Origin of the sequence: Microbacterium sp. 70-16, assembly GCF_001898315.1 — a bacterium.
Classification (GTDB): Bacteria; Actinomycetota; Actinomycetes; order Actinomycetales; family Microbacteriaceae; genus Microbacterium.
Map to the genome: position 1 here is coordinate 1 of NZ_MKTQ01000001.1, position 12,500 is coordinate 12,500.

The following is a 12,500-nucleotide window of genomic DNA, read 5'->3' on the forward strand; positions in this document are numbered from 1 at the left end:
CCTCGAGGCGGTCTTTTCGTTCCCGGACGAATGCAGCCCGCCCGACCTGAAGAAAGGCCCGGCGATGACCCCGAGCCCCTCCCCGCTGGAGTCCCTGCTGCGCGCAGAGCGCCCGTTCGCCCTGATCGCCCGCAGCGCCGACACCGTCGAACTGCTGACCGGTGACATCACGGATGTCGCCGCGCTCGCCGACATCCCGCTGACGGATGCCGCGGGCGTGCGTCGCGAAGTGCTCGCGCTCGTCCCGTACCGCCAGATCGTCGAGCGTGGGTTCGAATGCCACGACGACGGTGCCCCGCTGCGCTGCCTCGTCGTCGACGAGCACACCGCGATCCCGGCGGCCGACCTGCTCGCGGCGCTGCCGTCAGAGACGGTGCCGCTGACGGATGCCGGCTTCGATATGCCGGACGAGGAATATGCCGCCGTCGTGCGCACCGTCATCGCCGACGAGATCGGTCGCGGCGAAGGCGCGAACTTCGTGATCCGGCGCGACTTCACGGCATCCGTCGACACCGACCCGGTCACGGCAGGACTCACGTGGTTCCGCGCCCTGCTCGAGCACGAGCGCGGTGCGTACTGGACCTTCCTCGTCTCGACGCCGGGCCACATCGCCGTCGGCGCGAGCCCCGAAGCGCACGTCAGCGCCACCGGCGGCGTCGTGACGATGAACCCCATCTCGGGTACGTTCCGCCACCCCGCGGGCGGCGCGACCGCCGCGACCCTGAGCGAGTTCCTCTCGTCGACGAAGGAGACCGAGGAACTGTTCATGGTCGTCGACGAAGAGCTCAAGATGATGAGCGCCGTCTGCAGCGACGGCGGCCGCATCACGGGCCCGCATCTGAAGGAGATGTCGCGGCTCACGCACACCGAGTACATGCTGCGCGGCTCGAGCATGATGGACCCGCGCGACATCCTGCGCGAGACGATGTTCGCACCGACCGTGACCGGATCGCCCATGCAGAACGCGTGCACCGTAATCAAGCGGCACGAGGCGCAGCCGCGAGGCTACTACTCGGGGGTCGCGGCACTATTCACCCCCTCGACAAGCTCGGGGACCGCCTCGACCGGCTCGGGGGCCGCGGGCGAGGGCCACGACCTCGACGCGCCGATCCTCATCCGCACGGCGTACCTCGTCGACGGACGCCTGCGGGTTCCGGTCGGTGCGACGCTCGTGCGGCATTCCGATCCGGACGGCGAGGTCGGCGAGACCCACGGCAAGGCCGCCGGCGTGCTCGGCGCGATCGGCGCGATCCCGCGAGACGAGGCGGCCGAACGAGCGGCGCTCGACGAGGATGCCCCCGCGGCGACACCCCGCGCTGCGCTGGCCGACGATCCCGAGATCGCCGCGCTGCTGGCCGCCCGCAATGAACGCCTGGCGCCGTTCTGGCTCGACCCGCAGAGCGGCATCGGCAGTACCGGCGCCGGCCGGACGGCGCTCGTCGTCGACGCCGAAGACCGCTTCACCACGATGCTCGCCCACCAGCTGCGCCACCTCGGATTCGATGTGACGATCGCGCCGTGGGACGAGGTGACCGATGCCCAGGTCGCGGCAGCCGACGTCGTCGTGTCGGGCCCCGGCCCCGGCGACCCCCGGGATGAGACCAGCCCGCGCATCGCGCGGATGCGCGACGTGGTCACGGCACGTGCGAACGCCGGGCAACCGCTGCTGGCTGTGTGCCTGAGCCACCAGATCCTCGCCGATCGGTTCGGCATCGAGCTTGCGCCCCTCGACGCGCCCCACCAGGGCCTGCAGAAGACCGTCGACGTGTTCGGGACGCCCGCCTCGATCGGGTTCTACAACACCTTCACGGCACGCGTGGCGCCGGGCACGACGCAGGTCAGCGACGGCGTCGAGGTCGCCGCCGATGCGGCATCCGGCGACGTGTATGCGCTGCGCGGCCCGCACTTCGCCTCGATCCAGGGCCACCTCGAGTCGATCCTGTCGCGCGACGGCCTCGCGACGCTCGAGCGCCTCGTGACGCACGCCCTGGCCTGACCCGCCTCGCGGCACGCGCGCGGCGTCAGCCGAGCAACTGCACGGGGTTGAAGAGGTCGGCGAGGATCAGCACACCGCCCATCGCGACGAGCGCGATCACGACGACGAAGGTCACCGGCACGAGCTTGGTGGCGTCCACCGGACGCGGGGGCGGGCGGCGGAACAGCTTGGCCCACGCGCGCTTGATACCGTCCCACAGGGCGACGACGACGTGTCCGCCGTCCAGCGGCAGCAGCGGGATCAGGTTGAAGACGAACAGCGCGATGTTCAGCGACGCGAGCAGCTCGATGATCGCCGCCGCACGGTTGAGGATCGGCGCGTCGACCGTCGCGACCTCGCCTGCCAGGCGCCCCGCACCGACGACCGACAGCGGACTGTTCGGATCACGCTCCTGGCCCGTGAACAGGTCGACGGCGGTGTCCCACACGCGCACGGGCAGCTGCCAGATGATCCCCGCGACCTGACCGGTGCGCTCGAGGGCCGCCTGCGGCCCCGACCAGATCGGCTGGTGCACGTACTCGACCGTCGCGGTCATGCCGACGAAGCCGACCTCGGCAGTCGTGACCTGCCCGTCCGTTCCCTGCACCTGCCGCTCGGCCAGCATCGGCGTCACACGTAGCGTCTGCTGCTGCCCGTCGCGCTCGACGACGATCGGAATCGTCTGCTCGGGCGAGGCCTGAATGATCGCAGATGCTTCGGCGAAGGTATCCACACTCGTGCCGTCGACCGAGATGATGACGTCGCCGGGCAGCAGTCCGGCTGCCGCCGCCGGCGAGGCCGGGTCGGATGCCGTGCACTCGGTCTGCGACGTGCCCGCCGGCAGCACGCACTCGTTGATCGAGGCGATCGTCGTCGTCGCGGTCTGCACGCCGATGCCGGTGAAGACGATCCCGAACAGGACGAACGCCAGCAGCAGGTTCATGACCGGTCCGCCGAGCATGATGATGACGCGCTTGAGCACGGGCAGTTCGTAGAACGCGCGCTTGCCGTCGGTGCCCGCGAGGGTCTCGTCGTTGGCGGTGCGGGCATCCTGCACCATCGTCGCGAAGAACCCGCCACCGGCCTTGCCGTCACGCCCATCGGAGCCAGGCGAAGGCGGATACATGCCGGCCATCGAGATGTAGCCGCCCAGCGGCAGGGCCTTGAAGCCGTACTCGGTCTCGCCGAAGCGGCGCGACCACAGGGTCGGGCCGAAGCCGATCATGTACTGGCCGACGCGCACACCGAACGACTTCGCGGGGATGAGGTGACCCATCTCGTGCAGCGCGATCGAGACCGCGAGCCCGACGACGAGCAGCACGACCCCGATGATGAAGGCGATGACGGTCACAACAGGCGAGGCTACCGCGGGCGGCTTTGAGTTTGCCGTGCCGTGCAGGCGACGAACGGATGCCTCGGGCGAGCGGTGCGAGCGCCCGCGGGCCGCGCCGCAACCCCTCTCGGTTAGGCTCGGGTCCATGGATCGGACGGCCGGGCGTGGGATACGCGCGCTGCGCGGCACCGCCGCCGCCGCGATCGCCGTCCTGGTCGCCTCGACCGCACACACGCTCGCGGGGGGCGTCGCTCCACCCGCGTGGCTCGTCGTCGCGGTGACGATCCTGGCCGCTCCCCTGTCGGTCGCCCTCGTCGGGCGCCGCCGCAGCGTGCTGCGACTGTCCGCCGCTGTCGTCACGGCGCAGGTCGCGCTGCACGCCGCGTTCGCCGCCATCGGCAGCGCAGCCCCGGCCAGCATGCCCGCGGGGCACCACCATCTGGCCTTGCCGCTGGACGTGTCCGTCGATCCGGCCGCCACGACGATGAGCGTCGGGCACGCGCTGGCCGCGATCGTCACGATCGTCATCCTCGCGTGGGGCGAGCGGATGCTTGCCGCCATCGCCCGCGGCATCCGGCGACTGCTGGCACTCGCGCCGCACCGCCTGCCGCACCCGCACGAGGTGCCGACGTCGTTCCTTCAGACCCCGCGCGCCATCGCGGCGGTGGCTCTGCACAGTGTGAGCCGAAGGGGTCCGCCGGCGCGCTTCGCGCCGAGCTTCGCCGGCTGAGCATCCCGCTCGCCGGTCCCCTTCTTCGCGGCATCCGCCGCACCTCACACCACAGAGAGATCGCATGTCCTCCACTTCTTCGCGCCGTCGCGCGCGCCTCACCGCCGGTGTCATCGCCGGCGCCGCCCTCGTCCTGGTCGCGCCGCTCGCGGCATCCGCCCACGTGCACGTGTCACCCGAGGAGTCCGCCGCGGGCACCTCGACGCGCCTCGACTTCTCGTTCAGCCACGGCTGCGACGACTCGCCCACGACGGCGGTCACCTTCACGATCCCCGAGGGCGTCGACGGCGTCACGCCCGTCCTCGACGGCGCATGGATCATCACGCGCACGCTCGGCGACGACGGCATCCCGACCGAGGTCACGTACACGGCCGTCACGCCCGTCGAGTCGGGCGTCTCGGCATCGATCGCGCTCGATGTCATCTTCTCCTCGTCGGCGTCGGGCACCGATGTCGCCTTCCCCGTGCTGCAGCAGTGCGTGATCGGCGAGACCGATTGGGCCGAGGTCGCGGCAGACGGGCAGACCGAAGACGACCTCGAGTCGCCTGCGCCGGTCGTCGCGGTGGGCGCCGTGTCGACCGATACGGGGCACAGCCACTCCGACGCGAGCGACGACGCTGACGCCACGGATGCGACGGACGCGACGGATGCCGCCGAGCACACCGATCACGCCACCGACGACGCCGCGACCGAGACCGCGAGCGACGCCGACCCCGTCGCACGCTGGCTGAGCGGCGGCGCGCTCGTGGCTGCCCTCGCCGCGCTCGGCTTCGCGATCGCCGGGTGGCGTCGCCGTCGCAGCTGACGCACGACTGACGCCGCCGCTCCCGCATCCCTGACACGGCGCGCGGGGTGCTCACGGACGGCGCGCGGTCGGGTGAGAAGATGGTGGAGACATGACTGCCCCCACCGGATCGAACCTGCCGCCCGTCCTGCGCCCCGCGCGCCCGCCGCAGCGGCCTCTCGCCGAGCTCGCCGCGCGCTTCGGCGGCGAGGTGCGCGGCGACGCGACCGGCGTCGTGCTGACCGGCATCACGCTCGCGACCGCCGACCTGCGCGCGGGCGAGGCGTTCGTCGCGATCCGCGGCGTCAACCGTCATGGTGCCGAGTTCGGCGCTGCGGTCGCCGAGGCAGGCGCCGTCGCGATCGTGACGGATGCCGCGGGTGCCGACATCGCCGCCGACGCCGGCGTCCCGATCGTGGTCGTGGACAACCCCCGCGCGCTGCTGGGCGAGCTGTCGGCGTGGGTGTACGACACCGCCGAGAACGTCCCCGTGCTGCTGGCGACGACGGGCACCAACGGCAAGACGAGCGTGTCACATCTGCTGGAAGGCATCCTCGGTCAGCTCGGCGTCGTGACGGGCCTGTCCTCGACCGCCGAACGGCACATCGCGGGCGAGATCATCGTGTCGCGTCTGACGACTCCCGAGGCATCCGAGTTCCACGCCCTCCTCGCGCTCATGCGCGAACGCGGGGTCGAGGCGGTCGCCGTCGAGGTCAGCGCGCAGGCGCTCTCGCGCCACCGCGTCGACGGGATCGTGTTCGATGTCGCGGGGTTCACGAACCTCACGCACGACCACCTCGACGACTACGCCGACATGCGCGAGTACTTCGAGGCGAAGATGCCGCTGTTCCGCCCCGACCGCGCGCGCCGCGCCGTCGTGTGCCTCGACTCGCCCTACGGCGCCGAGGTCGCCGCGCGCAGCGAGGTGCCGACCGTGACGATCACGACGCCGGCGATCGCGGCGAGTGCCGAGGCATCCGCCGACTGGACCGTCGAGATCGTCGACGAGCGCCAGGACGGCACCGAGTTCACCCTGACGGGTCCCGAGGGACGCACCCTCACGACGACCGTGCCGGTCATCGGGCGCCACATGGCCGCCAACGCAGGCCTCGCGATCGTCATGCTGCTCGAGGCCGGCTACGCGTGGGAACGCCTCGTCGCGACGCTCGACGGCGCCCGCATCGACGCCCACCTGCCGGGGCGCACGCAGCGCGTCTCGGGCGACCGCGGCCCCGCCGTGTACGTCGACTTCGGCCACTCACCGGATGCCTTCGAGAAGACGCTCGCGGCCGTGCGCCGGGTCACCCCCGGCAAGGTTGTGATGGTGTTCGGCGCCGACGGCGACCGTGACAAGACCAAGCGCCTCGACATGGGGCGCACCGCCGTCGAGGGCAGCGATCTGCTGATCGTCACCGACCACCACCCCCGCCACGAGAACCCGGATGACATCCGCGCGACGCTCGTCGCGGGCGCCCGGGCCGCACAACCGGATGCCGAGATCCTGGAGTTCTCGCCGCCCGAGCGCGCGATCGAAGAGGCCGTCGCGCGGGTCGGCGAGGGCGACGCGATCCTGTGGGCGGGCCCCGGCCACCAGGACTACCGCGACATCCGCGGCGTGCGCACGCCGTACTCGGCCCGCGAGCTGTCGCGCCGCGCGCTGCGCGCCGCGGGCTGGCCCGTGCCCGAGCCGAGCTGGCCAGTTCCCTACCCCGAGGGCGAGACCCCGCTGTCCGACCCCGCGCGCGACTGGCGCTGAGCCCGCGCGGCGCCGCTGGCGCGCCCGCGCACCCGCGGCACGCCACCCCGCGCACCCCCGGCGCGCCGCACGCCCCCGCGCCCCCGGCGCGCCCCCGACGCTAACTGCAAGGCCTGACGGCCGACACGCCGGGCATCCAGCCGCCCTCCTCGGCGTGTCGCACGCGATCCCTTGCAGTTACGCACCCGCACCGGGGCGCAAGCCCCGCGCGCAATGTGGTCTGACCTCAAATACACGGCCCGAATCGGCCGTGCATTTGTGGCATCCGTGCACATGCTCGCTAGTGGTCTGACCACAGGTCTACGCTGAGATCACGGCCTCGCACGGATGGGTGCGGACCGGTCGGAAAGTCCTCTCGACTCACGAGGATCGAAGGAAGCGAACAGCCATGACAATCGTTACCCCCGCCGCACAGGACGCACAGCCCGCCGCCTGGACCGGATTCACCCCCGGCCCGTGGCAGGACGAGATCGACGTCCGCGACTTCATCCAGCGCAACTACACGCCGTACACCGGTGACGCCGCCTTCCTCGAAGGCCCCACCGCCCGCACGACGCGCATCTGGGACACCCTCTCGGCGATGTTCCCCGAAGAGCGCGAGAAGGGCATCTACGACGTCGACCCGCACACGCCCGCCGGCATCACGGCGCACGGCCCGGGGTACATCCTCGAGGGCGAGGAGGTCATCGTCGGTCTGCAGACGGATGCCCCGCTCAAGCGCGCCATCATGCCCAACGGGGGCTGGCGCATGGTCGAGGGTGCCCTCGAGACCTACGGCTACGAGGTCGACCAGACCCTCAAGACCGTCTTCAGCGACTACCGCAAGACGCACAACCAGGGCGTCTTCGACGTCTACCCGCCCAACGTCCGCGCCGCGCGCAGTTCGCACATCATCACGGGTCTGCCGGATGCCTACGGCCGTGGCCGCATCATCGGCGACTATCGCCGCGTGGCCCTCTACGGCGTCGACCAGCTGATCGCCGCGAAGAAGGTCGACAAGCTGGGCCTGGACACGACCCCCTTCACCGAGACGGTCGTGCGCGAACGCGAAGAGCACGCCGAGCAGATCCGCGCGCTGCAGGAGCTCAAGCAGATGGCCGCCTCGTACGGCATCGACATCTCAGGCCCCGCGACGACGGCGCGTGAAGCCGTGCAGTGGCTCTACTTCGCCTACCTCGGCGCCGTCAAGGAGCAGAACGGCGCGGCGATGTCGCTCGGCCGCACATCGACGTTCCTCGATGTGTTCATCGAGCGCGATCTGCAGGCGGGCATCCTCACCGAGTCCGAGGCACAGGAGATCATCGACGACTTCGTGATCAAGCTGCGGATCGTGCGGTTCCTGCGCACGCCCGAATACGACTCGCTGTTCTCGGGCGACCCGACGTGGGTCACCGAGACGATCGGCGGCGTCGGCGAAGACGGGCGCCCGCTCGTGACGAAGAACTCGTTCCGCTACCTGCAGACGCTGTACAACCTGGGCCCGGCACCCGAGCCGAACATGACGGTGTTCTGGAGCCCGGCGCTGCCGCAGGGCTTCAAGGACTACTGCGCGCAGGTGTCGATCGACACGTCGGCCGTGCAGTACGAGTCCGACGAGATCATCCGCCCCGCATGGGGTGATGACGCCGCGATCGCCTGCTGCGTGAGCCCCATGCGCGTCGGCAAGCAGATGCAGTTTTTCGGCGCTCGCGTGAACCTCGCCAAGACGCTGCTGTACGCGATCAACGGCGGCCGCGACGAGGTCTCGGGCAAGCAGGTCTCCCCTGTCGCCGCTCCCGTCGGTGACGGCCCGCTGACGTTCGATGACGTCATGTCGCGCTTCGACAAGACGATGGACTGGCTCGCCGAGACGTACGTCGAAGCCCTCAACTGCATCCACTGGTCGCACGACAAGTACGCCTACGAGCGCCTCGAGATGGCCCTGCACGACAAGGACGTGCTGCGCACGATGGCCTGCGGCATCGCCGGTCTGTCGGTCGCCGCCGACTCGCTGTCGGCGATCAAGTACGCGACGGTCACGCCCGTCCGCGACCAGCGCGGCATCGTCGTCGACTACGTCACCGAGGGCGAGTTCCCGACGTACGGCAACGACGACGACCGGGCGGATGCCATCGCCGTCGACCTCGTCGAGCGCTTCATGGCGAAGATCCGTCGCCACCCGATGTATCGGAACGCCCTGCCGACGCAGTCGGTGCTGACGATCACGTCGAACGTCGTGTACGGCAAGGCCACCGGCAACACCCCCGACGGCCGCCGCGCCGGCGAGCCGTTCGCCCCGGGTGCCAACCCGATGAACGGCCGCGACACGCACGGCATGCTCGCCTCGGCACTGTCTGTCGCGAAGCTGCCGTACTCCGAGTCGCAGGACGGCATCTCGCTGACCAACACGGTCGTCCCCGCCGGCCTCGGCCGCACGAAGGACGAGCAGGTCACCAACCTGGCCGGTCTGCTGGACGCGTACGTCGGGTCTGAGGGCTACCACATGAACGTCAACGTGCTGAACCGGGAGACGCTCGAGGATGCCATGGAGCACCCCGAGAACTACCCGCAGCTGACGATCCGTGTCTCGGGCTACGCCGTGAACTTCGTACGACTGACCCGTGAGCAGCAGCTCGACGTGCTCTCGCGCACCTTCCACGGCTCGATGTAACCCCTCACCCCCACCCCAACCCCCAGACCCCGAGAGGAGCAGAGATCATGGCCGCGACACTCATCCGCAGTGACAGCATCACTGCTCCTCTCGCGGGCCTCGAGGTCACCGAGTGGGAACGGCACGAACGGCTCGCCGCGATGCGCGAGGGCCGCCTCGGCTCGGTGCACTCGTGGGAGCTCGTGACGGCCGTCGACGGACCGGGAACGCGTCTGACGACGTTCCTGAGCGGATGCCCGTTGCAGTGCCTGTACTGCCACAACCCCGACACCCTCGCGATGAAGGACGGCAAGCCCGTCACGAGCGACGAGCTGCTGACGCGCATCGCCCGCTACCGCGGCGTGTTCGCCGCAACCGGCGGCGGCATCACCCTCTCGGGCGGCGAAGTGCTGATGCAGCCCGCGTTCGCGGCGCGCATCCTGCGCGGGGCGAAGGAGATGGGCATCCACACCACGATCGACACGTCGGGCTTCCTCGGCGCGGCCGCGACCGACGCGATGCTCGACGACATCGATCTCGTGCTGCTCGACGTCAAGAGCGGCGACCCCGACATCTACCGTGAGGTCACCGGGCGCGAACTCGAGCCGACGCTGACCTTCGGCCGGCGTCTGGCCGAGCGTGAGGGCGGCCCCGAGGTGTGGGTGCGGTATGTGCTCGTCCCGGATCTCACGGACGGCGTCGACAACGTCGAGCGGGTCGCGGAATACGCGGCATCCCTCAACGACATCCGTCCCGGAACGGTGACCCGCGTCGAGGTGCTGCCGTTCCACCAGATGGGTCGCGACAAGTGGGCCGCGCTCGGGCGCGAGTACCACCTCGAAGACACGCAGCCCCCGACACCCGAACTCACCGAGCGCGTGCGCGAGCAGTTCCGCGCGCACGGCCTGCAGACGTACTGACCGACCCCCGAACGGTCAGTTCGAGCCCCCACACCGCGGTGACGGGCTCTCCCCCCAGAGGATCAGCCCGCCGTACACCATCCAGCCGGCGGGCTGGTCCCGTCTCTCGCGCGGATCAGCCCGCGGCGATGAGGCGGTCGGCCTCGGCGCGCGCCCAGCGCTCGGCCTCGGCGAGCGATTCGCGCGACAGCTCGGCGGGGGCGTCATGGGCATCCACGACGCGACGCACCGTGTCGAGGATGCCGAGGAAGCTCAACGCCCCCTCGTGGAACGCATCGACGGCCTGCTCGTTGGCGGCGTTGAACACGGCGGGGTAGGTACGGCCGGCGCGGCCCACCTGCTTGGCCAGCGCGACGGCGGGGAACGCCTCGTCGTTCAGCGGCTCGAACGTCCAGGACTGCGCCGCCGTCCAGTCCAGCGGCACGCCGACGCCCGCGACGCGGTGTGGCCAGTCCAGGCCCAGCGAGATCGGCAGCCGCATGTCGGGCGGGGATGCCTGCGCGATCGTCGACCCGTCGACGAACTCGACCATCGAGTGCACGATCGACTGCGGGTGCACGACGACATCGATGTCGTCGTAGTCGACATCGAACAGCAGATGCGCCTCGATGACCTCGAGACCCTTGTTGACGAGCGTCGCGGAGTTCGTCGTCACGACGCGACCCATGTTCCAGGTCGGGTGCGCGAGCGCCTGTGCCGGCGTGACGCCGGCAAGACCCTCGCGCGAGCGTCCACGGAACGGACCGCCGGATGCTGTCAGCACGAGCCTGCGCACCTCGGCCGCCGTCCCGGAGCGCAGCGCCTGCGCCAGCGCCGAGTGCTCGGAGTCGACCGGCACGATCTGCCCGGGGGCGGCGAGCGCCGTGACGAGGTCGCCGCCGACGATGAGCGACTCCTTGTTGGCGAGCGCGAGCGTGCGGCCCGTCTCGAGCGCCGCGAGGGTCGGTCCGAGTCCCACCGAACCGGTGATGCCGTTGAGCACCACGTCGGCTTCGACGTCGCGGACGAGCTGCTCAGCGGCATCCGCCCCGCCGTCACCGGCGAGCACCGTGTGCGCGACGCCGAACTCGGCCGCCTGCGCGGCCAGCAGTTCGGCGTTTCGGCCGGCGGCGAGCCCGACGACCTCGAACCGGTCGCGGCGCTCTCGGATGACGTCGAGCGCCTGCGTGCCGATCGAGCCGGTGGAACCGAGGATCAGGATGCGGCGCATGAGCCGAGCCTATCCGGGTTGCGCGCTATGCCGCCTTCTGCGCACCGAGGATGTCGATCACGAACACGAGCGTCTCGCCGACCAGGTCGCTGTCGTTGATCTCACCCTCGCCGTAGCCGTCTGCGGGGGTGATGACGACGAGCACCTGCGAGCCGACGGTCTGGCCCTCGAGGGCCTTCTGGAACCCCGCGACGAAGCCCGTGGTCGCGGCCGAGTACGGGCTGCCGCCGTCCCACGTGTCGCCGCCGTCGAACAGCTCGCCGGTCGACCAGCGCGCGCCGCGGTACTGGATCAGGACGGTGTCGCCGGAGGCGACCGTGTAGCCGTCGCCCTTCTTCAGGGTCGCGACCTCGGTCTCGGTCGGCGGCGTTGCCGATGTGTCGATCGTGATCGACGGGGTGCCGTCGTCGGCGAGTGTGACCGTCGGCATCCCGTCGACGGGCGCCTGCGGCTCGCCCCACGCGGCGGTGGGCGTCACACCCAAGACATCGATGACGTAGACGACGATGGGCGTCGTCTCGTCGCTGGTCGCACCGGCAATCGTCAGGCGCGAACCGACCGTGGCGCACCCGAACAGCTGGCCGCCGTTCTCGGGTGAGATCTGCTCGGGCAGCAGGTCGCCCGCCTCGTAGCCGGCCTGGTCGAGCACTTCGCCGGTCGTGCCACTGACGACCGTGATGGCGTAGTTGACGAAGTCGCCCGCGACGAGGGCGTCGCCCGTGCCCTCGACGGTGATGGTGCGCTCCAGCGTCAGGTCGGTCGAGTCGATCGGCGTCGTGATCTCGACGGTCGGCGACGAACCGACCTCGCCCGAGACGGTGATGCCCTCAGAGGCGGCTCCAGTCGGCGCAGCCGACGAGCAGAGGTCCGCCGCGACGGTCGCGGTCGCCTCGGGGGTGGCGGTCGTGTCTCCGCTTCCGGCGCAGCCGGCCAGCAGGAGCGCCGAGACGGCGGCGACGGACAGGGCGGCGAGCGGGCGCAGGCGCACGGAAGACCTCACAGGGTGGGTGATCAAGGGATGCCGCGACCCGGGGCATCCCGGGCGTACGACGCTCCCCCATCTTCGCGTACTTTCTTCTGTCCCCGCTGAGAGCGGCGGCCATGCACAGAGCGGAATGGAATCGGGAGTAACCTCGACGGGTGGTAGAAGAGCACGAGAGCGC

9 protein-coding genes are annotated in these 12,500 nt (G+C 70.7%); 6 read left to right on the forward strand and 3 right to left on the reverse strand.

Annotated features, from left to right (window positions below):
* The first annotated feature begins 64 nt into the window (after window positions 1-64).
* Window positions 65-1,996, forward strand: a complete 1,932-nt coding sequence (locus BGO46_RS00005; RefSeq protein WP_292678977.1) for a chorismate-binding protein — start codon at window positions 65-67, stop codon at window positions 1,994-1,996.
* A gap of 25 nt (window positions 1,997-2,021) precedes the next feature.
* Here the strand turns inward: BGO46_RS00005 and BGO46_RS00010 are convergent, their stop codons facing one another.
* Window positions 2,022-3,326, reverse strand: a complete 1,305-nt coding sequence (locus BGO46_RS00010; RefSeq protein WP_292678975.1) for a site-2 protease family protein — start codon at window positions 3,324-3,326, stop codon at window positions 2,022-2,024.
* Window positions 3,327-3,453: 127 nt separating this feature from the next.
* Between BGO46_RS00010 and BGO46_RS00015 the strand changes: the two genes are divergently transcribed.
* The 5 genes from BGO46_RS00015 (at window position 3,454) to pflA (ending at window position 10,127) form a co-directional block, all read left to right on the forward strand.
* A complete protein-coding gene (locus tag BGO46_RS00015) occupies window positions 3,454-4,038 on the forward strand; it encodes a hypothetical protein (RefSeq protein ID WP_292678972.1) in 585 nt (194 codons plus the stop codon).
* A gap of 64 nt (window positions 4,039-4,102) precedes the next feature.
* Complete coding sequence (locus BGO46_RS00020) at window positions 4,103-4,843, forward strand: DUF1775 domain-containing protein (protein WP_292678969.1); 741 nt, start codon at window positions 4,103-4,105, stop codon at window positions 4,841-4,843.
* Window positions 4,844-4,934: 91 nt separating this feature from the next.
* Window positions 4,935-6,578 carry a UDP-N-acetylmuramoyl-L-alanyl-D-glutamate--2,6-diaminopimelate ligase gene (locus tag BGO46_RS00025; protein ID WP_292678966.1) on the forward strand — a complete coding sequence of 548 codons (1,644 nt, stop codon included), beginning with the start codon at window positions 4,935-4,937 and terminating at the stop codon, window positions 6,576-6,578.
* Between the two features lie 388 nt (window positions 6,579-6,966).
* Window positions 6,967-9,228, forward strand: coding sequence for a formate C-acetyltransferase (gene pflB, locus BGO46_RS00030; RefSeq protein ID WP_292678962.1), 2,262 nt, complete (start codon window positions 6,967-6,969; stop codon window positions 9,226-9,228).
* Between the two features lie 47 nt (window positions 9,229-9,275).
* A complete protein-coding gene (gene pflA / locus BGO46_RS00035) occupies window positions 9,276-10,127 on the forward strand; it encodes a pyruvate formate-lyase-activating protein (RefSeq protein ID WP_292678960.1) in 852 nt (283 codons plus the stop codon).
* A gap of 115 nt (window positions 10,128-10,242) precedes the next feature.
* On the opposite strand, the gene dxr is transcribed toward pflA, so the two are convergent.
* A complete protein-coding gene (gene dxr / locus BGO46_RS00040; RefSeq protein ID WP_292678957.1) occupies window positions 10,243-11,337 on the reverse strand; it encodes a 1-deoxy-D-xylulose-5-phosphate reductoisomerase in 1,095 nt (364 codons plus the stop codon).
* A 25-nt stretch (window positions 11,338-11,362) separates the two neighbouring features.
* Entirely contained in the window at window positions 11,363-12,337 is a 975-nt protein-coding gene (locus BGO46_RS00045) for an FKBP-type peptidyl-prolyl cis-trans isomerase (protein ID WP_292678955.1), read from the reverse strand.
* Between the last annotated feature and the right edge of the window lie 163 nt (window positions 12,338-12,500).

Coding starts and splice junctions, on each gene's coding strand:
- BGO46_RS00005 (WP_292678977.1), top strand. CDS start 65: ATGACCCCGAGCCCCTCCCCGCTGGAGTCCCTGCTGCGCGCAGAGCGC.
- BGO46_RS00015 (WP_292678972.1), top strand. CDS start 3,454: ATGGATCGGACGGCCGGGCGTGGGATACGCGCGCTGCGCGGCACCGCC.
- BGO46_RS00020 (WP_292678969.1), top strand. CDS start 4,103: ATGTCCTCCACTTCTTCGCGCCGTCGCGCGCGCCTCACCGCCGGTGTC.
- BGO46_RS00025 (WP_292678966.1), top strand. CDS start 4,935: ATGACTGCCCCCACCGGATCGAACCTGCCGCCCGTCCTGCGCCCCGCG.
- pflB (WP_292678962.1), top strand. CDS start 6,967: ATGACAATCGTTACCCCCGCCGCACAGGACGCACAGCCCGCCGCCTGG.
- pflA (WP_292678960.1), top strand. CDS start 9,276: ATGGCCGCGACACTCATCCGCAGTGACAGCATCACTGCTCCTCTCGCG.
- dxr (WP_292678957.1), bottom strand. CDS start 11,337: ATGCGCCGCATCCTGATCCTCGGTTCCACCGGCTCGATCGGCACGCAG.